Raw genomic sequence first — 20,142 nt, 5'->3', positions numbered from 1 at the left:
TTTTTTCGTTTTTAGGACGGAGCGAAAATTTATTTTTCAAAAAACTCCTTTAACCAATCCGAATAATGCACAAACTGTAAATTAAGGGGGAATAAGAATGACAAAGTATATTTTTGTAACCGGTGGTGTGGTTTCATCACTTGGGAAAGGGATTACGGCTGCATCGTTGGGAAGACTGTTGAAAAATCGTGGGTTGAATGTAACCATTCAAAAATTTGACCCGTACATCAACGTCGATCCAGGGACAATGAGCCCTTACCAGCACGGTGAAGTGTTTGTAACAGATGATGGTGCTGAAACAGACTTGGACTTAGGTCACTATGAACGGTTTATTGATATTAATCTAAGTAAACTAAGTAACGTGACAACAGGAAAAATCTATTCTACCGTATTGCGCAAAGAGCGCCGCGGTGATTATTTGGGCGGTACGGTACAGGTTATACCGCATATTACGAATGAAATTAAGGACCGCGTCTTCCGCTCTGGCAAGGAAACCAATGCTGATGTAGTCATTACAGAAATTGGCGGAACCGTCGGTGACATCGAGTCCCTGCCATTCTTAGAGGCAATTCGCCAAATTAAAAGTGATATTGGCCGTGACAACGTGATGTACATTCATTGTACCTTGGTTCCTTATATTAAAGCGGCTGGGGAAATGAAAACAAAGCCAACTCAGCACAGTGTAAAAGAACTGCGCAGCCTTGGAATACAGCCAAATATCATTGTAGTCCGTACGGAAATGCCAATATCACAGGATATGAAAGATAAAATTGCCTTATTCTGCGATATCGATGAAAAAGCAGTTATTGAATGCCGTGATGCGGATACTTTATATTCTGTTCCACTTGCCCTTCAAGAACAAAACATGGACCAAATCGTTTGTGATCATCTGAAATTGGCAACTGGGGAAGCAGAAATGACCGAATGGAAGGCCCTCGTTGATCGCGTCTTAAATCTTTCTAAAAAAACTCGAATCGGCTTAGTAGGTAAATACGTAGAGCTTCAAGATGCTTACATTTCTGTAGTGGAAGCTTTAAAACACGCTGGTTATACATTCGATACAGATGTAGAAGTAAAATGGATCAATGCAGAACATGTAACCCGTGAAAATGTCGCTGAACTGTTGGATGACGTGGATGGGGTGCTTGTTCCAGGTGGATTCGGCGACCGTGGAATCGAAGGAAAAATCGAAGCAATCCGCTATGCGCGCGAACAGAAGAAGCCATTCTTGGGAATTTGTTTGGGCATGCAGCTGGCAACCATCGAATTTGCCCGCAATGTACTTGGTTATGCTGATGCACATTCTGCTGAATTTGTTCCTGAAACAAAGCATCCGATTATTGATTTGCTTCCAGAGCAGAAAGATGTTGAGGATCTTGGCGGTACTTTAAGATTAGGATTATATCCATGCCGTGTCATCGAAGGAACAAAAGCATTTGAAGCGTATGAAGAAGGAGTCGTTTACGAACGTCACCGTCACCGCTATGAATTTAATAACTATTACCGTCAAGAGATGGAAGATGCAGGATTTGTTTTCTCCGGCACCAGCCCGGACGGTCGTTTGGTGGAAGTCATCGAGCTAAAAGATCACCCTTGGTTCGTAGCATCCCAGTTCCACCCAGAATTCGTCTCAAGACCAACCCGCCCACAACCGCTATTCCGCGATTTTGTGAAGGCGACCATTCAAAAATAAAACGTAGTGTGTGAACCAGTTCTCCAACGTGGGGGGCTGGTTTTTTTATATCTAAGAAAAAAATAATAGTGCGGTAAAGGGGATCTCAATGGCGGGTAGGTGCGGAAACGGAGGAGAGAATACCGATAGTGATCGTCTCAAAACCAAAAACACCAAATCGTTGCCCCCTAAAAATGCCCATAAAAAACGACCTTTCTTCAAAAAGGCCGTCTTCCCCGCATCTATTCCTCATACTCCGCTAGAATCTCTTCAATCGTAAATTTCAACCCATAATAGGCAAACAGTCCTGCCATAGAGGCCGGGTACCCGAAACGATTACCCATCTCATCTGGAAGAAGCCCCTTTTTCAACTGCAGATTAATATGAACATCCGCCAAATGATCCACCCCAGTTTCTTCTTCCTCTAGTGCAGTCGAAACTGCTACAAAAGGAATGTTACGCTCGTGTAGCTGCTCCGCGATTGCAACAGCATTCTTATCGGAAGCATAACGGGAAAATAGTAACACACGATCTGCCACAGTAACTTCCGAAACATCCTCTAATCGTTTAGCCCATTTAAACGGCTCAGACCCCTCAAATGCTTCAAACTCCACCGCCTTCATTTCTCCAACACATAAGAGGTAAATTTTCCCATCACCAACAGGTCCTTGTGCCAGCAAACGAGCTCCATCCTCAAATGAAAATTCCTCTTTTTCTTCTATTCTTTTAAATAAACCAGCCAATTGGGTCGTAAACATTTTTAACATAGTCTTCCTCCTTTTTGCCCTAATATTATAGTCCTTTTTAGTTGAGAACAAAAATTATTATTATTTTCCACAAATTTAGCATAATTGAGCTAAAATAAAGGGAGGAGTTTCCTCTGCCAAAGTAGAAATATAACAGTTGTATATATCGGAATATCTATGTTGCTGGGAAGAGGTGGAAGTATGAAAGGGAAAATATTAATCGTTGACGATCAGTTTGGCATTCGAATTTTGTTGAATGAAGTGTTTCACAAAGAAGGGTATACAACGTTTCAGGCTGCCAACGGAGTTCAGGCACTAGACATTGTGAACAAGCACGCCCCCGACCTTGTACTTCTCGATATGAAGATTCCGGGAATGGATGGAATTGAAATCTTAAAAAGAATGAAAGTCATTGACCCAGACATTCGGGTTATCATCATGACTGCATACGGTGAGTTAGATATGATTCAAGAGGCGAAAGACCTTGGTGCGCTTACTCACTTTGCCAAACCATTTGATATTGATGATATTCGTGAAGCCGTTCGAGTAAATATTCCGCAAAAGGCAAACTAAAAGCAGGGGAAATTTAGAAAAGGGCAGAATCTTTCTGCTGCTTTTTTAATTTGGCTCTTTTCAAAAAAAGATTGACAAATGGCTACGCTTTCATTATGACATTTTTTAAAACTGTTCAAGAATGTTAGCAATTCTGGTTTTCTTTTGATATGATACATATGAACTTTTTAATGGCTGCCTCTTTTCGAAATGATACATATTGGAGAATTATTAGGGAAATCATGTAAATGAATATCCCATTTCGAAAAGACTGCAACCAACATTTAAGGAGGAATAAAAATGCCTTTAGTTTCCATGACAGAAATGCTCAAAAAAGCAAAAGCAGAAGGCTATGCTGTTGGGCAATTTAACTTAAACAACCTTGAATTCACTCAAGCCATTCTTCAAGCCGCTGAAGCGGAAAAATCTCCAGTAATCCTTGGGGTTTCTGAAGGTGCCGCACGTTATATGTCCGGCTTCAAAACTATTGTAAAAATGGTTGAGGGCTTAATGGAAGATTTAAACGTAACTGTTCCTGTGGCTATTCACCTTGACCACGGTTCTAGCTTTGATAAATGTAAAGAAGCCATTGATGCAGGATTTACTTCTGTAATGATCGATGCTTCTCACCATCCTTTTGAAGAAAACATTGCTACTACTTCTAAGGTAGTAGAATATGCTCATGCAAAAGGAGTTTCTGTTGAAGCTGAGCTTGGAACTGTCGGAGGACAAGAAGACGATGTTATCGCAGAGGGCATTAAATATGCTGATGCTAACGAATGTGTTGAGCTAGTGAAACGCACAGGCATTGACTGTCTTGCTCCAGCTCTAGGTTCCGTGCACGGTCCTTACAAAGGCGAGCCAAACCTAGGATTTAAAGAAATGGAAGAAATCAGAGACCTTACTGGTGTTCCTTTAGTTCTTCACGGTGGTACTGGTATCCCAACAAAGGATATCCAAAAATCCATCTCTCTTGGTACAGCGAAAATTAACGTTAACACAGAAAACCAAATTGCTTCTGCAAAAACGGTTCGTGAAGTGTTAGCTGCAAAACCAGATGAATATGATCCACGTAAATACCTAGGACCAGCTCGCGATGCCATCAAAGAAACTGTTATTGGCAAAATTCGTGAATTCGGTTCTTCAGGCAAAGCTTAAATCAAATTTTTGCTATTTTTTACAAGTGTGATAAAATTAAACCGCCCTCTTATCAGGGCGGTTTAAGTGTGTACATAGTTAATTGAAAATTTAGTCGAAAAACTGGAGGGAATTTTTCATGAAATTTTTTATCGATACAGCTAACCTTGATGAAATCCGTGAAGCCCATGAACTAGGATTGTTAGCAGGTGTAACCACAAACCCAACTCTTGTAGCAAAAGAAAAAGGTGTTTCTTTTCATGACCGTTTACGCGAAATCACTAGTCTTGTTCCAGGTTCAGTCAGTGCTGAAGTGATCGCCCTTGACGCAGAAGGAATGATTAAAGAAGGAAAAGAGTTAGCAGCCATTGCTCCTAACATTACAGTAAAAGTTCCAATGACTCCTGATGGCTTAAAAGCAGTTCATGCTTTTTCAAAAGAGGGGATCAAAACAAATGTAACGTTAATTTTTAACGCCAACCAAGCATTACTTGCGGCAAGAGCAGGTGCCACCTATGTTTCCCCATTCCTTGGCAGACTCGATGATATCGGTCAAAACGGTTTGGATCTTATTTCCACCATCTCAGAGATTTTCGCCATTCATGATATTCCAACAGAAATTATCGCTGCATCGATCCGTCACCCGCTGCATGTAACAGAGGCAGCATTAAGAGGTGCCCATATTGCAACGATTCCATATAAAGTGTTAATGGGATTATGCCAACATCCGTTAACGGATAAAGGAATTGAAGCGTTCCTTAAAGACTGGAATTCCCGTACAGAAGCATAATGTCCGCAGTTTTTCCATTTTCGTGTAAATTTTTTTAATTACCATACATGAAAATAGAATTTTCGTGTAAACTATAAGTTAGACAAACTGTCGGAACATGACTTTTGATATTGGAAAAATATACCTTAAGCCTCTTAGATTAACTTTTTTGACAATTTGGTTTTTGACCGGTGTTTAAGTTTGGAAAAGTACAGACCTAATCTAGTAATCCATTCACGAAAATGCAAACGGGCTTAGAAGGGAGTCGAAAATGGAAAAACTTAAAATTGCGGGCGGATATCCTTTAAAAGGAACAGTTCGGATCAGCGGCGCCAAAAATAGCGCCGTTGCCCTTATTCCAGCCACCATTTTAGCAGAATCACCCGTTACAATTGAAGGTCTTCCTGATATTTCCGATGTAGAAATATTAAAAGACTTGCTTGAGGAAATCGGCGGAAAGGTGGAAATTTCAGAAGATGAAATGACCGTTGACCCTTCTGCGATGATTTCCATGCCTCTTCCGAACGGAAAGGTGAAAAAACTCCGTGCTTCCTATTATTTAATGGGGGCTATGCTTGGCCGTTTTAAAAAGGCAGTCATCGGCCTTCCGGGAGGTTGTCATTTAGGTCCAAGACCAATTGATCAGCATATTAAAGGGTTTGAAGCTCTTGGGGCGCAAATTACCAACGAGCAAGGAGCCATTTATTTACGTGCGGACGAGCTGCGCGGCGCCCGGATTTACCTTGATGTAGTCAGTGTGGGAGCTACCATTAATATTATGTTAGCAGCCGTTAGGGCCAAGGGTCGGACCATTATTGAAAATGCGGCGAAAGAACCGGAAATTATTGATGTGGCCACCCTGTTAACAAACATGGGGGCAAAAATAAAAGGGGCCGGTACAGATGTTATCAGGATTGATGGGGTGGAGACTTTGCACGGTTGCCGCCATACCATTATTCCCGATCGGATTGAAGCAGGTACATACCTGATCTTGGGAGCTGCAATGGGTGAAGGCGTATTAATTGATAACGTTATTCCCCAGCACTTGGAATCTTTAATTGCGAAACTTAGGGAAATGGGTGTCCGAGTGGAATCAGGCGATGACCAGATTTTTGTCAGCGGAGCGGAAAAATTAAAGTCTGTCGATATTAAAACTTTAGTTTATCCTGGATTTCCAACCGATCTTCAACAGCCATTTACTACTCTTTTAACAAAAGCAACTGGCTCAAGTGTTGTAACGGATACGATATACGGAGCACGCTTTAAACATATTGATGAACTAAGAAGAATGAACGCTAACATTAAAGTGGAAGGCCGTTCCGCCATTATTAACGGACCGATCCAGCTTCAGGGAGCAAAGGTTAAAGCAAGCGACCTAAGAGCAGGAGCGGCATTGTTTATTGCCGGCCTTATGGCAGAAGGAATTACGGAAGTTACCGGTCTTGAACATATTGACCGTGGCTATAGTAACCTCGTAGAAAAATTAAATGGTCTTGGCGCGACTGTTTGGCGCGAAACCTTGACCAATGAAGAGGTTGAACAATTAAAAAACACATAATGTTGTATTTTTGTTAGTTTTTTATAGAAGGGGAGAGGGAAAGGTAATGGAACGCAGTTTAACGATGGAACTTGTTCGTGTGACAGAAGGTGCTGCTCAGGCAGCTGCTCGGTGGATGGGACGCGGGAAAAAAGATGAAGCTGATGGTGCAGCAACAACGGCGATGCGTGATGTGTTTGATACTGTCCCAATGAAAGGAACCGTTGTCATTGGGGAAGGGGAAATGGATGAAGCACCAATGCTGTATATCGGTGAAAAATTGGGAACCGGTTATGGCCCTCGTGTAGACGTTGCGGTCGATCCACTCGAAGGAACGAATATCTTGGCATCAGGCGGCTGGAATGCCTTAGCGGTACTTGCCGTTGCTGACCATGGCAATTTGCTTCATGCACCGGATATGTATATGGAGAAAATCGCGGTAGGTCCAGAATCTGTTGGACAAGTGGATATTAATGCATCGGTTTTGGACAACCTTAAAGCGGTTGCAAGAGCGAAAAATAAAGATATTCAAGATGTTGTGGCAACTGTACTGAATCGTCCTCGTCATGAGCATATCATTGCTCAGTTGCGTGATGCTGGAGCAAGAATTAAGCTGATTAACGATGGAGACGTTGCAGGTGCTATCAACACAGCTTTCGAAGACACTGGTGTCGATATTTTATTCGGATCAGGCGGTGCCCCTGAGGGTGTGCTATCCGCAGTTGCCCTAAAATGCCTTGGCGGAGAACTCATCGGAAAACTATTGCCACAAAATGACGCTGAAGTAGAGCGTTGTAAAGCAATGGGACTAGATCTTAACCGCATTCTGCGAATGGAAGACCTTGTAAAGGGTGACGATGCCATTTTTGCCGCAACAGGCGTTACAGACGGCGAACTTCTAAAAGGCGTCCAATTCAGAGGCGGATTTGCACACACACATTCTATTGTTATGCGTGCAAAATCAGGCACTGTCCGCTTTATTGACGGTAGACACAGCCTAAATAAAAAACCTAACCTAGTATTATAGAGGAATATAGATGATAAAGGTGTCAAGAACCTATGGTAGCTTGGCACCTTGTTTAAATAAATAAACTCCCTAAATCTCCTCCCGGAAAATATTCCAAGAATTGATAAGAAAAATATTATTGATTAAATTTTTGCTCAGAGGGTAAAATAGAAATTGTTTTTGTTATATTAATTTTCTGCTATTCTATTCAATTCTGCTCAACTTCTATTTCTTTTCCTCAAAAATGATTCTTTATTCAATTCCGGTTAGTGGACTTTTTGCGGATTTGAAAAAATTTTAAAGAGTGGTGTACAAATGGATTTAACAATATCAATTTTAGAAAATATGAAGCTGAAGGAACTTTATGAGCTTGCCCGCGAATTTAAAGTGACCTATTACAGCAAACTAACAAAAAAGGAATTAATTTTTGCGATCTTAAAATCTCGTGCCGAACAGCAGGGTTATTTTTTCATGGAAGGCGTATTGGAAATTATCCAATCCGAAGGCTTTGGCTTCCTTCGTCCAATTAACTACTCACCAAGCTCAGAGGACATTTATATTTCAGCGTCACAGATCCGTCGATTTGACCTCCGCAATGGAGACAAAGTATCCGGAAAGGTTCGTCCTCCAAAGGAAAATGAGCGCTATTTCGGACTATTGCACGTAGAAGCAGTTAATGGAGAAGACCCGGAATCAGCGAAAGAACGTGTATACTTCCCAGCTTTAACACCTCTCTATCCAGATAGAATGATGAAGCTCGAAACCACTCCAAATCATCTCTCCACAAGGATTATGGATGTAGTAGCTCCAGTCGGTTTTGGACAACGGGGTCTAATCGTAGCACCGCCAAAAGCCGGTAAAACGATGTTATTAAAAGAAATTGCCAACAGCATCACAACCAACCATCCTGATGTGGAACTGATTGTGCTGTTAATCGATGAACGTCCGGAAGAGGTAACCGACATTGAACGTTCTGTTGCTGGTGACGTTGTCAGCTCAACCTTTGATGAGGTACCGGAAAACCACATTAAAGTTGCGGAACTTGTCCTTGACCGGGCGATGCGCTTAGTTGAACATAAACGCGATGTCGTCATCCTAATGGATAGTATTACCCGTCTTGCCCGGGCCTACAACCTAGTTATCCCGCCAAGTGGACGTACTCTTTCCGGAGGTATTGACCCAGCAGCATTCCATCGTCCGAAACGTTTCTTTGGGGCAGCGCGTAATATTGAAGAAGGCGGCAGCTTGACTATTTTAGCTACAGCACTTGTTGACACTGGCTCTCGTATGGATGACGTCATTTATGAAGAATTTAAAGGGACCGGTAACATGGAATTGCATCTGGATCGTTCTCTTGCTGAGCGTCGTATCTTTCCAGCCCTTGACATTCGCCGTTCTGGTACCCGTAAGGAAGAATTGCTTATACCAAAGGATCACCTGGACAAATTATGGGCAATCCGAAAATCCATGTCCGACTCACCAGAATTTGCTGAACGCTTCCTGAAAAAATTAAAACAAACCAAATCAAATCAGGAATTTTTTGATCAAATAGGTGAAGAACTGAAAACCCGTCGGTAAGTTATATTTTTAAAAGACTATGTAGAAACCTGCTGTTGATTGGAGTGGAAGGCACGTAGACTCCTACGGGAGTACGGGGCAGGGGAGACCCAGCAGGCGCTTAAGGCGCCAAGGAGGCTCCCCGGCAAGCCCGCGGAAAGCGAAGTGCCTGGAACGGAAATCAACAATCAAGTTCAATGGACTTCCCAAAAAAATAACCAAAACCCTAAAAATCCCATCTTGCAAAAGTAGGGTCACCTTGTTATAATGGGGTCAGTGTGTTTTTACTATGTAAGTTAGTGCCTGTTTAAAGACAAGCACATTTTTATAACTCTGTTTCGAATGATTCAGGGCGGAAGGAGATGAAAAGAATGAAAGCAGGAATTCATCCAAATTATAAAACAGTAACGGTGACTTGCGCATGCGGCAACACTTTCGAAAGCGGATCAGTGAAAAACGAAATTCGCGTTGAAACTTGCTCTGAGTGCCATCCGTTCTACACTGGACGTCAAAAATTCGCTGAAGCTGGCGGACGTGTTGACCGTTTCAACAAAAAATACGGCCTTAAGCAACAGTAATTATTTGCTCAAAAAAACAGGCAAGAGAAATTTTACTTGCCTGTTTTTTATTGTGAAAATATTTTATTTCCTAAAAGGAAAATCTAACATAACCAAGTCCTTTGCCCACGCAAAGGCTGTAACGATACTTAAAATAGATTATTGTATTGGCTTTGGAAGAGGAAGGAGACACCGTTCATGTATGTAATGAAACAAAGCGGATGGGTAGAGGTTATTTGCGGCAGTATGTTTTCTGGAAAATCGGAGGAATTAATACGTCGAGTGCGGCGTGCCCAATTTGCCAAACAAAAAATAGCTGTTTTTAAACCAAAAATTGATAATCGCTATAGCGAGAAATCGGTCGTATCCCATAATGGTTCTTCTTTTTCTGCGAAGCCCATTTCACATTCAATAGAAATTTTGCACCATGTGGAAGCGGACATTGACATCGTCGCCATTGACGAAGTGCAATTTTTTGATGAAGGCATCGTCAGAGTCGTACAGCAATTAGCCGACAGCGGGCACCGCGTCATTGTAGCTGGTCTGGATCAGGACTTCCGCGGCGAACCATTCGGGCAAATGCCTGCCCTGATGGCGATCGCCGAAACGGTGACAAAGTTGCAGGCAGTCTGCACAGTCTGTGGTTCACCTGCATCAAGAACCCAGCGTCTAATTGACGGCCACCCGGCATCTTACCATGACCCAGTTATCCTTGTTGGAGCATCGGAAGCTTATGAGCCACGCTGCCGCCACCATCATGAAGTGCCAAAAACAACTACCCAGCGTGTTGTTATGGAAGAGAGCGTATAATCCAAAAACTGTCTGAGAAAAGTAATCTCAGGCAGTTTTTTTATTTAGGAAAAAGTAAATAGGAAATTTAGTTGAAAATGTGTTGGAATGACAGTCTCAGCTAGAAGGGTTTTTTTAAATATGGCCCAATTCAAACGGAATCTAATATGGTTCATCCGCTTTGGAAAGATTTCACTTGCTCGTTTGCTTCCACTCAAGGGGCATGATACTAATGGAGGTGAAAAACGATGAAAAAATCGATGATTCTCTCGGTGTTCATGCTTTTGATGTTGGCGGCAGGTTGTTCGAATGAAAAAAGTGCGGATCACACTGCTTACGATTTGAGGAAAGACCGTAGCTCTCCAAATTTCATGTCAAAACGGGGTGATCAAAATCGTTACAGCCCTGAGAATGTGGCCAATCGTGATAAGAACCAACAGCACTTGGTAGAAGATGATATTACCAATCAAAATCCTAACTTTCTAGACTTAAACGGTACTGGCAGCGGCAGTGAGGCTGGTGCCGGAAATCAGGGAAATGATATCAATCAAGCAAAGCAGGTTATCGCAGCAACGAATGAATTCACGACAGATCGTGTGTGGATCAATGGTGATCGGATGTGGGTGACCGTGCATAAAAAAGGAATGCTATCCCACAAAGAAAGAGACGCAGCAGAAGCTCGCTTGCATAGAAAATTAATTCAAGCGTTACCGCGCTACAATATAGAAGTGAAAGTGCAGGAAGACAGAAGATAACATGCTCTGAGACTCAGGGCATGTTTTTTTGCCATAAATATTTCTTAATAGAATTTGTTTTTGACTGCAGTTTTTAACTATACTATAATTAGAATGTTATGGACAAAAATGACCGTTCATTTGTTATAAAACAGATTTTAAATAGAAGGAATGCAAAAAAATTAGAGGTGAATAAAAGTGTTTGATCGTCTTCAATCAGTAGAGGATCGATTCGAACGGCTAAATGAGCTGTTGAGTGATCCGGAAATTATAAATGATTCAAAAAAGCTTCGCGAATATTCAAAAGAACAAGCAGATCTTCAAGGAACTGTTCAGACCTATCGTGAATATAAGGATGTGCGCGAACAGCTTCAGGATGCAAAGGCAATGTTGGAGGACAAACTGGATCCGGAAATGCGTGAAATGGTAAAGGAAGAGGTTAATGAGCTCGAAGTACAAATGCAAGATTTACAAGAGCGCTTACGAATTCTCCTAATTCCAAAAGATCCAAACGATGATAAGAACGTTATTTTTGAAATTCGCGGTGCTGCTGGCGGTGAAGAAGCAGCTTTATTTGCTGGAACCCTATATCGGATGTACAGTCGCTATGCGGAATCTCAAGGTTGGAAAACAGAAGTGATCGATGCCAATGAAACTGGTCTTGGTGGTTTCAAAGAGATTATTTTTATGATCACCGGTACGGGCGCCTATTCCAAATTAAAATATGAAAATGGTGCACACCGGGTACAACGTGTGCCGGAAACCGAATCAGGCGGCCGGATTCATACCTCCACAGCAACAGTTGCTTGCTTGCCGGAAGTGGAAGAATTTGATATCGAGATTAATGATAAGGATATCCGTTTTGATGCATTTGCATCAAGCGGTGCTGGCGGACAGAGCGTTAACACGACCATGTCAGCCGTCCGTTTAACTCATATCCCGACTGGAATTGTGGCGACAAGTCAGGATGAGCGTTCTCAGCATAAAAACAAGGACAAAGCAATGAAAATCTTACGTGCCCGAATTTATGATAAATTCCAGCAGGAAGCCCAGGCTGAGTATGACCAAGTTCGAAAATCAGCGGTCGGAACTGGTGACCGTTCTGAGCGGATCCGTACGTATAACTATCCGCAAAATCGGGTAACTGACCACCGTATTGGCTTAACGATCCAAAAGCTGGATACCATTATTGAAGGCAAGCTTGACGAAATCATTGATGCATTAATTCTTGATGACCAAGCAAAAAGATTGGAAAATGCCACAAATGAGTAAAAAAGTATTCGAAGCTCTGAAATGGGCTTCTTCTTTTTTAACAACAGCCGACCGCGACGAAAATGCAGGAGAACTGCTACTTCGCCATTTCACCGGAATGTCACGGTCGCAGTTGTTTGCCAATGTTCGGGAGGAGTTATCGCCGGAAGTGTGGGAATCCTTTGAGCAAGCGGTCCATCAGCATGCCCAGGGTGTCCCCGTCCAATATATCATCGGTACAGAAGATTTTTACGGTCGCACTTTTCGCGTCAATCCTTCCGTCCTTATTCCAAGGCCTGAAACGGAAGAACTCGTGTACGGCGCACTGAAACGGATCAAGCGTCTTTTCGCGCATAAAGACAAACTCAAACTTGCCGACATTGGCACCGGCAGCGGAGCCATCGCTATTACCATGAAACTAGAAGAACCTTTATTGAAGGTGACAGGCACCGATATTTCGCCAGAGGCTTTAATGGTGGCTCGGGAGAATGCGCAAAGGTTGGGAGCGGATGTGGACCTTCGCCAAGGGGATTTACTTGGTCCATTCTTCGGTGAAGCAGAGAAACTGGATATAGTCATGTCAAATCCGCCGTATATTCCGGTGGGGGATCAAGCGGAGATGTCGGAGGTTGTGACGGAGCATGAGCCACACAGTGCGTTGTTCGCGGGCAAAGATGGGCTAGATTTTTATCGTCGCTTTATGGTGGAACTGCCGAAGGTGCTGGCATCACAAGCCCTGGTTTGTTTTGAGATTGGTGCAGGGCAGGGTGAAGTGGTTGCTCAGCTATTACGAAACACATTTACCAACAGCAAAGTAGAAATAGTCAATGACATAAATGGCAAAGACCGAATGGTGTTTGCAGAGATCGGCTTTGGGGAGTAGTCCTCGGAGCCTTTTTATTTTTAAAAATAAAAAGCCGAGGGAGCCTGCTCGCGGGATTATTGCAGAAACTGGCGGAAATAACCGGATAAGTGGTTGGATTATCTAAAAAACTGGCGGGATTATAACTAAAACTCGCGGGATTCAGGCGAAAGCCCGCGGAATCCAGCCTAATCTCTCATAAACCACACCAGTATCGAGATAAAAGGAAGGCCTAAATGCCGCAAACCCAAGTTAGCGGGATTATTTCTAAAAATCGGCGGGAAAATCCGAAAAAGAGGATGGATTATTGCAAAAAAATGCCCCAACCCAAATCTTTTAAAAAATACTAATTTTTAATAGTTTAAGATTCTGGCATTCTGTCCACAATGATGATAGTGAAGGGACGGTGCTGAGAGATGAGAAACAAGTTGGTGGTATGGGCGTATCTATCAATTCTATCGTTTGCAACGATTTTAAATTTATATATGCCGAAAACAGAGGCGGCTTCAAAGGAATCGATTGTTATACCGGGTGAGGCGATTCGCCTGCGGATTCTGGCTAATAGTGATTTTGAAAAGGACCAAGCGATTAAACGAAAAGTGCGAGATGCGGTTAATGCGCAAATCACCTTATGGGTGCAGGATTTGACCTCTATGGATCAAGCACGAAAGGTGATTAATACTAAACTTCCTGAGATACAATCCATCGCAGAAAAGGTGGTCCTTGAACAAGGGTCTGATCAGTCCGTTAAAGTAGAATTCGGCAAAGTGCAGTTTCCAACAAAATTGTACGGTCAGTACTTGTACCCAGCAGGTAAGTATCAGGCAATTCTTATCACCCTGGGTAAAGGAGAAGGGGCCAATTGGTGGTGCGTTCTCTACCCACCGCTCTGCTTTCTCGATTTTTCAAACGGAGTAGCCGTAAGTAAAGGATTTGATGAAAAGCAAGTGGCTGCTGCGCAATCTGAACCTGCAGAGGTCGTAACTGAACAGCAGGACGAAGTGGCACAGGATAAAGAACCAGTGAAGCAGGACCAAGAACGGGAAGAACCGCTGCAGAAAGAAGAAAAGACAGCCCCTGAAGTACAAAAAGAATCAACAGTAGTGCAAAAAGAAACACCAGTGAAACAAGAGACCAAAAAAGAGCCGATTTCTAAAAAAGAACCCTCTAATAAGACTCCGAATGAAAAAATCACGGATATCCAAAAGAACAACGATAAAACCGAGAAACTAGACCAAACAACGGCAAAAGAATCAGCTGCTCCGGTCTATACATCAGAAGATGAGCAGCCAGTAAAGGTGAAATTCTTCGTTGTGGAAATGTGGGAGAAGATGTTCGACTAAAGGCTTAGACCCATTTAAGGGGTCGGCCTCTTTTATTTTTCTAAAAATACTAGATTTGCCGGTTCTATTTTACCTACCTTTTCATACTCATAGAGTAGAACTAAAAAAAGAGGTGGATGCGATGCAGGCGTTGATTCGTAAAGGAACAAAAGAGGACCTCAATCGGTTAAGAGATTTTTTATTAAAAGCAAAGCTCGGAACAGATGGGCTTTCAGAGGATACAATTGGATCATTTCTACTATTAGAAAATGGGAAAGGGGAGCTTGTTGGTTCCTTAGGGATGGAAGTGTTTGAGAGAGTTGGGCTGCTTCGTTCGTTAGTCGTATCTTCTGGATGGGCTGAGAAGGAGATCCTCGTCCTGTTTGATCAAATGGTTCAACTGGCAAAAGAACGGGGGATGGAGAGTCTATTTTTAGCCACTAATAAACCAATGGCAGTGGCGTTTTTCGAGTTGATGGGCTTTCAACAGATTAGACGGGAGTCACTTCCGGAGGAGTTATTGTTATCAAATCATATTCGACACGTTTTTAATGTGGATAACTCGTTATTTTTCAAATTCACCCTTTGACTTTGTGGATATACCCCCGAAGTTATCCACTTTTTTCACTTACTTATACACAATTTGTGGATAAAACTTGTATTTATGGCTGCCTTCTTTTATACTTGCAAACGTATAAAGTGTAAAAAGTGAGTCATTGAGCCTAAATTCGTCATTTTTCGACGCAATGACTTCTGGATCATAAAGGTGGATAACTATGAATACAAAAGTATGGAAAGTGGATAAATATGTGGATAATCTGGAAAGTAATCCACAACTTGTGGATGCCGCGCAACTTTTACGGGATAACGAAGTGGTGGCCCTTCCTACCGAAACGGTTTATGGACTGGGCGGAAATGCTTTCAATGATGAAGCTGTTGAAAAGATCTACGCCGCAAAAGGACGACCAGGCGATAATCCACTGATTATTCACATTGCTGATAGGGAACAGCTAAACGATTTTGTAGCAGAGATTCCGGAAAAGGCAGAACAATTAATGAACGGGTTCTGGCCTGGACCCTTAACCATTATTTTAAAAATGAAGCAAGGGGTTTTGTCAGAAAAGGCATCAGCAGGGCTCACCACAGTCGGGGTTAGAATGCCAGACCATCCGGTTGCACTGGCCCTCCTAAAACAATGCGGTCTGCCGATTGCTGCTCCGAGTGCCAACAGCTCAGGGAAGCCAAGTCCGACAACTGCACAGCATGTGATCGATGACTTACAAGGGAAAATTGCCGGGGTCCTTGATGGTGGGCCAACTGGAGTAGGAGTGGAATCTACCGTGATCGACTGTACGGAGGCAATCCCAGTCATTTTAAGGCCAGGTGGGGTTACGCTGGAGCAGCTCCAAGAGGTGATTGGAGAAGTGAAGGTTGATCCTGCCCTAACCGATGAGGCTGCTAAACCGAAAGCACCAGGCATGAAGTATCGCCACTATGCCCCGAATGCTCCGCTTTATTTGGTCGCAGGCACCAAGGAATTTTTGCAAGGCTTAGTGGATGAAAAACAGCAAGAGAGCTTGCGAGTTGGAGTGCTGACAACGGAGGAGCATCAGACTGAATACAGAGCAGATTACGTGCTGGCTTGTGGGAAGCGCAGTGAACTCGAATCAGTAGCAGCCGCTCTTTACGATACACTCCGTCAGTTTAATCAGTCCAATGTAGATGTCATTTTTAGTGAAATGTTCCCTAGCGAAGGTGTGGGACATGCCATCATGAACAGGCTTCTTAAAGCAGCTGGAAACAAAATCATTTCAGAGTAAAAGTCAGAGATTCTCTGGCTTTTTTTATAGCTTCTAAAACCATTTGGACGTGCATAAGTTGAAATAGTTAGTCCAAGGGAGCGTGGCAGAAGTGACAGAAATGGTTGGCGAATTAATAACATTAATAATAATGGCAACCGCCTTAGGAATGGATGCTTTTTCAGTCGGACTGGGAATGGGCTTGTACAAATTGCGCTTGCGGAAAATTTTTAAAATCGGAATGACCATTGGGTTATTTCATGTTTTTATGCCGCTTGCCGGAATGACGGCTGGGAGATTTTTATCGGATAAATTTGGAGCAGTCGCCACTTTTATTGGCGGTTTATTGTTAATTATATTAGGTGTGCAAATGATATGGGCAAGTTTGAAACCTGGAGAGCAGAAGTCGATTTCTCCGGTGGGCATCGGTTTGTTGATTTTTGCATTCAGTGTCAGTCTTGATAGCTTCTCAGTAGGGCTAACTCTAGGGATTTATGGGGCTAAAACGATAATGGTCTTATTATGCTTTGGGATTATCGCCACTGTGCAAACCTGGGCAGGCCTGCTGCTGGGAAAAAAGGTACAAGGATGGCTTGGGGCATATAGTGAGGCGCTGGGTGGCGCCATATTACTGGCGTTTGGATTTAAGTTGATTACGATATTTTGGTAACGGCTTATTGAAAAAGGTGATATAGTAATAGAGAGAGACAACCTAGCTACGGCAGTGGATGCCGATTATACATATTGTTTAGAAAATTGTTTTATAATAGAAGGAAAGGGGGCAAACACATTGCGGCGCATACTGTTTGTATGTACGGGAAACACATGTAGAAGTCCAATGGCAGAAGCGATTTTGAAAAACAAAGATTTGGCGGGAATGGAAGTAAAATCAGCAGGAATTTATGCGGCGAACGGAAGCGAAGCATCTCCTCATGCCAAACAAGTTTTGAAAAATAACCAAATTACTCATCAGCATAGTTCCACCTTATTGTCCGACAAGGAGGTTGAATGGGCGGAACTGATTCTGACCATGACCTCGGCCCATAAATTTGCCATCCAGCAGCAGTACCCAAAATCGATTGAAAAGGTTTTTACTTTAAAGGAATTTACCGGGGAAGAGTTTGATCACGATGTGGTCGACCCATTCGGGGGAAGCTTGGCTATTTACGAAGAAACCTACAAAGAGCTGGACCAACTTATTAATAAGGCCATCGAAAAAATTCAACAATGGCGGGAAATTAAATAGGCAGGAGCTCTCTTTTTTTAAGAGGGCTTTTATATTTTTGTTTGGGCTTTATATTTTTCAGGCAGTATGTCAAAATTAAAGCAGAATGAGTTTAGAACATAGGAGGAATTCTCATGAGAGTAGCATTAGCATCTGACCATGGCGGCATCCACATTCGCAAGGAGATCGCCAATCTATTGGACGAGTTAAACATAGAATACGTTGATTTTGGCTGTGAATGTGAAACATCAGTTGATTATCCGGATTATGCCCTGCCAGTAGCAGAAAAGGTGGCAAGCGGTGAGTTTGACCGCGGGATTTTAATTTGTGGAACTGGAATTGGAATGAGTATTGCAGCTAACAAAGTAAAGGGTGTGCGCTGTGCACTTGTTCACGATACATTCAGCGCTAAAGCAACTCGCGCCCACAATGACAGCAATATGTTGGCAATGGGCGAGCGTGTCATTGGCCCAGGATTGGCAAGGGATATTGCCCAAATCTGGTTAACTGAGGATTTTGAAGGCGGTCGCCACGCAAACCGGGTTGGCAAAATTACGGATTATGAAAGTAAGAACCAATAAAATCAGATTATGCTACAGAAAGGTCGAGGCGTATGATCCAGGAATGGGAAAAAGAACTGGAAGCAATTTTGGAAGAATTTAAAAATCAGGAGTCTCTCAAAGCGGGTCAACTGCTAGTGGTGGGCTGCAGCACAAGTGAGGTCATTGGTGAAAGGATTGGCACGGCTGGAACTCTAGATGTGGCAGAAATGATTTTTCAAGGGCTTAAAAATCTCCAAGCGGAAACCGGGATTCAGTTGGCCTTCCAATGTTGTGAGCATTTAAATCGAGCTCTTGTACTGGAACGTTCTACTGCAATGGAGCGGGGATTTGATGAAGTTTCCGTCGTGCCTGTCCGCCATGCTGGCGGTGCCATGGCTACATATGCTTTTGGTAAACTGGCTGACCCTGTTGTGGTGGAATTCGTGAAGGCAGAATTGGGGATCGATATCGGACACACCTTAATCGGCATGCATCTCAAGCACGTTGCTGTACCGGTTCGAGTAAAACAGAAAACATTGGGACATGCCCAAGTCACTCTAGCTAAATCACGACCAAAGCTGATTGGCGGTGCAAGAGCTGTATATGAGCTAAACACGGAAAATATAAGTTGTCATTAATGTTAATGTTCGGAAATTGAACTAGTTCTACTGGAAAATATAATTAAATAGGGTTAATCCTTTGCAATTGGCGAACAATTTTTATAAAATAAGGCTAAATCCTTTCTTTTTATAAAAAACATGCTAAAATAGAGAAAGAATTTTCTAACTGTTTTGGAACATAGGGGGGTTAACCATGAAGCATTTGTCACAATTAGACGAGCAGGTTTTTCTAGCGATTCAAAAGGAATTAGGACGTCAACGCTCCAAAATCGAACTTATTGCCTCAGAAAACTTTGTCAGTGAAGCGGTAATGGAAGCACAGGGATCTGTTTTAACAAACAAGTATGCTGAAGGCTATCCAGGCCGTCGTTATTATGGCGGTTGCGAGTATGTCGATATTGTTGAAGATCTTGCCCGTGACCGCGCGAAACAAATTTTTGGTGCGGAATATGTAAACGTGCAGCCACATTCCGGCGCCCAAGCCAATATGGCCGTTTATTTCACCATCCTTGAACAAGGTGATACGGTTTTGGGAATGAACTTATCTCACGGCGGTCACTTGACTCACGGCAGCCCAGTCAACTTCAGTGGTATTCAATATAAATTCGTTGAATATGGTGTCGATGAAACAACCCATCGGATTAACTATGAGGATGTATTGGCAAAAGCGCGTGAACACAAGCCAAAGCTAATTGTAGCAGGTGCAAGCGCCTATCCAAGAGAAATTGATTTTGCTAAATTCCGTGAGATCGCTGATGAAGTAGGTGCCTTCCTCATGGTGGATATGGCTCACATCGCAGGTCTTGTCGCTGCAGGCTTACATCAAAATCCAGTTCCTTATGCTGATTTTGTTACAACGACTACTCATAAAACCTTACGCGGTCCACGTGGCGGGATGATTCTTTGCAGAGAAGAATTTGGCAAGAAGATCGATAAATCTATCTTCCCTGGCATTCAAGGCGGTCCACTTATGCACGTAATTGCTGCTAAAGCAGTAGCATTTGGTGAAGCATTACAAGATAACTTCAAAGATTATGCGAAACAAATTATTGCCAATGCCCAGCGTTTGGCTGAAAGCCTTCAAAAAGAAGGAATCAAACTTGTTTCCGGTGGAACAGACAACCATTTATTATTAGTAGATTTACAATCTCTTGGTTTAACTGGAAAGGTTGCCGAGCATGTTCTTGATGAAGTTGGCATTACTGTCAATAAAAACACCATTCCATTTGACCCGCAAAGCCCATTTGTAACTAGCGGAATCCGTATTGGAACAGCTGCTGTAACATCTCGTGGTTTCGGTCTGGCAGATATGGACGAAATTGCTTCCATCATTGCCTACACATTGAAAAATCATGAGGACGAAGCTGCCTTAGAGGAAGCCCGCAAACGTGTGGACACCCTTTCAAGCAAATTTGTTCTTTATCCTGAATATTAACTAGAAAAAATCGGCCTACCTTGATACAGT

21 protein-coding genes are annotated in these 20,142 nt (G+C 42.8%); 20 read left to right on the top strand and 1 reads right to left on the bottom strand.

The features are described 5' to 3' along the window. The first annotated feature begins 97 nt into the window (after window positions 1-97). Window positions 98-1,693 (top strand): CTP synthase, encoded by a 1,596-nt coding sequence (locus tag ACI3K6_RS08200; RefSeq protein WP_435554421.1) that lies wholly within the window; start codon window positions 98-100, stop codon window positions 1,691-1,693. A gap of 221 nt (window positions 1,694-1,914) precedes the next feature. On the opposite strand, the gene ACI3K6_RS08195 is transcribed toward ACI3K6_RS08200, so the two are convergent. Beyond that, window positions 1,915-2,439, bottom strand: coding sequence for a DUF2529 domain-containing protein (locus ACI3K6_RS08195; protein ID WP_435554420.1), 525 nt, complete (start codon window positions 2,437-2,439; stop codon window positions 1,915-1,917). Between the two features lie 180 nt (window positions 2,440-2,619). Between ACI3K6_RS08195 and ACI3K6_RS08190 the strand changes: the two genes are divergently transcribed. The 19 genes from ACI3K6_RS08190 (at window position 2,620) to glyA (ending at window position 20,112) form a co-directional block, all read left to right on the top strand. Continuing rightward, window positions 2,620-2,991, top strand: a complete 372-nt coding sequence (locus tag ACI3K6_RS08190) for a response regulator (RefSeq protein ID WP_335476712.1) — start codon at window positions 2,620-2,622, stop codon at window positions 2,989-2,991. A gap of 279 nt (window positions 2,992-3,270) precedes the next feature. Further along, a complete protein-coding gene (locus tag ACI3K6_RS08185) occupies window positions 3,271-4,128 on the top strand; it encodes a class II fructose-bisphosphate aldolase (protein WP_335476713.1) in 858 nt (285 codons plus the stop codon). A 118-nt stretch (window positions 4,129-4,246) separates the two neighbouring features. Continuing rightward, a complete protein-coding gene (gene fsa / locus ACI3K6_RS08180) occupies window positions 4,247-4,897 on the top strand; it encodes a fructose-6-phosphate aldolase (protein ID WP_335476714.1) in 651 nt (216 codons plus the stop codon). 250 nt (window positions 4,898-5,147) lie between these two features. After that, entirely contained in the window at window positions 5,148-6,434 is a 1,287-nt protein-coding gene (locus ACI3K6_RS08175; protein WP_335476715.1) for a UDP-N-acetylglucosamine 1-carboxyvinyltransferase, read from the top strand. Window positions 6,435-6,480: 46 nt separating this feature from the next. Then, entirely contained in the window at window positions 6,481-7,440 is a 960-nt protein-coding gene (gene glpX / locus ACI3K6_RS08170) for a class II fructose-bisphosphatase (RefSeq protein ID WP_335476716.1), read from the top strand. 294 nt (window positions 7,441-7,734) lie between these two features. Then, a complete protein-coding gene (gene rho, locus ACI3K6_RS08165) occupies window positions 7,735-8,997 on the top strand; it encodes a transcription termination factor Rho (RefSeq protein ID WP_435554419.1) in 1,263 nt (420 codons plus the stop codon). A 350-nt stretch (window positions 8,998-9,347) separates the two neighbouring features. Then, entirely contained in the window at window positions 9,348-9,554 is a 207-nt protein-coding gene (rpmE, locus tag ACI3K6_RS08160; protein ID WP_335476718.1) for a 50S ribosomal protein L31, read from the top strand. 177 nt (window positions 9,555-9,731) lie between these two features. Further along, a complete protein-coding gene (locus ACI3K6_RS08155) occupies window positions 9,732-10,343 on the top strand; it encodes a thymidine kinase (RefSeq protein WP_335476743.1) in 612 nt (203 codons plus the stop codon). Between the two features lie 227 nt (window positions 10,344-10,570). Next, window positions 10,571-11,077, top strand: coding sequence for a hypothetical protein (locus ACI3K6_RS08150; RefSeq protein ID WP_435554418.1), 507 nt, complete (start codon window positions 10,571-10,573; stop codon window positions 11,075-11,077). 177 nt (window positions 11,078-11,254) lie between these two features. Beyond that, window positions 11,255-12,328: a peptide chain release factor 1 gene (gene prfA / locus ACI3K6_RS08145; protein WP_335476720.1), complete on the top strand. Its 1,074-nt coding sequence runs from the start codon at window positions 11,255-11,257 to the stop codon at window positions 12,326-12,328. Continuing rightward, window positions 12,321-13,190, top strand: a complete 870-nt coding sequence (gene prmC / locus ACI3K6_RS08140) for a peptide chain release factor N(5)-glutamine methyltransferase (RefSeq protein ID WP_435554417.1) — start codon at window positions 12,321-12,323, stop codon at window positions 13,188-13,190. Before prfA ends, prmC begins: the two co-directional genes overlap by 8 nt. A gap of 395 nt (window positions 13,191-13,585) precedes the next feature. After that, entirely contained in the window at window positions 13,586-14,512 is a 927-nt protein-coding gene (spoIIR, locus tag ACI3K6_RS08135; RefSeq protein ID WP_435554416.1) for a stage II sporulation protein R, read from the top strand. A gap of 121 nt (window positions 14,513-14,633) precedes the next feature. After that, window positions 14,634-15,080 carry a GNAT family N-acetyltransferase gene (locus ACI3K6_RS08130; RefSeq protein WP_335476723.1) on the top strand — a complete coding sequence of 149 codons (447 nt, stop codon included), beginning with the start codon at window positions 14,634-14,636 and terminating at the stop codon, window positions 15,078-15,080. A gap of 187 nt (window positions 15,081-15,267) precedes the next feature. Then, entirely contained in the window at window positions 15,268-16,311 is a 1,044-nt protein-coding gene (locus ACI3K6_RS08125) for an L-threonylcarbamoyladenylate synthase (protein WP_435554415.1), read from the top strand. Window positions 16,312-16,411: 100 nt separating this feature from the next. Next, window positions 16,412-16,960, top strand: a complete 549-nt coding sequence (locus tag ACI3K6_RS08120) for a manganese efflux pump MntP (RefSeq protein ID WP_435554557.1) — start codon at window positions 16,412-16,414, stop codon at window positions 16,958-16,960. A gap of 120 nt (window positions 16,961-17,080) precedes the next feature. Then, window positions 17,081-17,536, top strand: coding sequence for a low molecular weight protein arginine phosphatase (locus ACI3K6_RS08115; RefSeq protein ID WP_335476725.1), 456 nt, complete (start codon window positions 17,081-17,083; stop codon window positions 17,534-17,536). Between the two features lie 113 nt (window positions 17,537-17,649). Next, window positions 17,650-18,096: a ribose 5-phosphate isomerase B gene (rpiB, locus tag ACI3K6_RS08110; RefSeq protein ID WP_335476726.1), complete on the top strand. Its 447-nt coding sequence runs from the start codon at window positions 17,650-17,652 to the stop codon at window positions 18,094-18,096. Window positions 18,097-18,128: 32 nt separating this feature from the next. Further along, window positions 18,129-18,695 (top strand): TIGR01440 family protein, encoded by a 567-nt coding sequence (locus ACI3K6_RS08105; RefSeq protein ID WP_335476727.1) that lies wholly within the window; start codon window positions 18,129-18,131, stop codon window positions 18,693-18,695. Window positions 18,696-18,870: 175 nt separating this feature from the next. After that, window positions 18,871-20,112, top strand: a complete 1,242-nt coding sequence (glyA, locus tag ACI3K6_RS08100) for a serine hydroxymethyltransferase (protein WP_435554414.1) — start codon at window positions 18,871-18,873, stop codon at window positions 20,110-20,112. Window positions 20,113-20,142 lie beyond the last annotated feature (30 nt).

The organism is Neobacillus solisequens (genome assembly GCF_051233465.1).
GTDB lineage: Bacteria > Bacillota > Bacilli > Bacillales > Cytobacillaceae > Neobacillus.
This window is presented reverse-complemented; position numbering and strand designations above follow the sequence as displayed.

What these genes read in the sequence shown, in the direction of transcription:
- ACI3K6_RS08200 (WP_435554421.1), top strand. Translation starts at nt 98, where the DNA reads ATGACAAAGTATATTTTTGTAACCGGTGGTGTGGTTTCATCACTTGGG.
- ACI3K6_RS08195 (WP_435554420.1), bottom strand. Translation starts at nt 2,439, where the DNA reads ATGTTAAAAATGTTTACGACCCAATTGGCTGGTTTATTTAAAAGAATA.
- ACI3K6_RS08190 (WP_335476712.1), top strand. Translation starts at nt 2,620, where the DNA reads ATGAAAGGGAAAATATTAATCGTTGACGATCAGTTTGGCATTCGAATT.
- ACI3K6_RS08185 (WP_335476713.1), top strand. Translation starts at nt 3,271, where the DNA reads ATGCCTTTAGTTTCCATGACAGAAATGCTCAAAAAAGCAAAAGCAGAA.
- fsa (WP_335476714.1), top strand. Translation starts at nt 4,247, where the DNA reads ATGAAATTTTTTATCGATACAGCTAACCTTGATGAAATCCGTGAAGCC.
- ACI3K6_RS08175 (WP_335476715.1), top strand. Translation starts at nt 5,148, where the DNA reads ATGGAAAAACTTAAAATTGCGGGCGGATATCCTTTAAAAGGAACAGTT.
- glpX (WP_335476716.1), top strand. Translation starts at nt 6,481, where the DNA reads ATGGAACGCAGTTTAACGATGGAACTTGTTCGTGTGACAGAAGGTGCT.
- rho (WP_435554419.1), top strand. Translation starts at nt 7,735, where the DNA reads ATGGATTTAACAATATCAATTTTAGAAAATATGAAGCTGAAGGAACTT.
- rpmE (WP_335476718.1), top strand. Translation starts at nt 9,348, where the DNA reads ATGAAAGCAGGAATTCATCCAAATTATAAAACAGTAACGGTGACTTGC.
- ACI3K6_RS08155 (WP_335476743.1), top strand. Translation starts at nt 9,732, where the DNA reads ATGTATGTAATGAAACAAAGCGGATGGGTAGAGGTTATTTGCGGCAGT.
- ACI3K6_RS08150 (WP_435554418.1), top strand. Translation starts at nt 10,571, where the DNA reads ATGAAAAAATCGATGATTCTCTCGGTGTTCATGCTTTTGATGTTGGCG.
- prmC (WP_435554417.1), top strand. Translation starts at nt 12,321, where the DNA reads ATGAGTAAAAAAGTATTCGAAGCTCTGAAATGGGCTTCTTCTTTTTTA.
- spoIIR (WP_435554416.1), top strand. Translation starts at nt 13,586, where the DNA reads ATGAGAAACAAGTTGGTGGTATGGGCGTATCTATCAATTCTATCGTTT.
- ACI3K6_RS08130 (WP_335476723.1), top strand. Translation starts at nt 14,634, where the DNA reads ATGCAGGCGTTGATTCGTAAAGGAACAAAAGAGGACCTCAATCGGTTA.
- ACI3K6_RS08125 (WP_435554415.1), top strand. Translation starts at nt 15,268, where the DNA reads ATGAATACAAAAGTATGGAAAGTGGATAAATATGTGGATAATCTGGAA.
- ACI3K6_RS08120 (WP_435554557.1), top strand. Translation starts at nt 16,412, where the DNA reads ATGGTTGGCGAATTAATAACATTAATAATAATGGCAACCGCCTTAGGA.
- rpiB (WP_335476726.1), top strand. Translation starts at nt 17,650, where the DNA reads ATGAGAGTAGCATTAGCATCTGACCATGGCGGCATCCACATTCGCAAG.
- ACI3K6_RS08105 (WP_335476727.1), top strand. Translation starts at nt 18,129, where the DNA reads ATGATCCAGGAATGGGAAAAAGAACTGGAAGCAATTTTGGAAGAATTT.
- glyA (WP_435554414.1), top strand. Translation starts at nt 18,871, where the DNA reads ATGAAGCATTTGTCACAATTAGACGAGCAGGTTTTTCTAGCGATTCAA.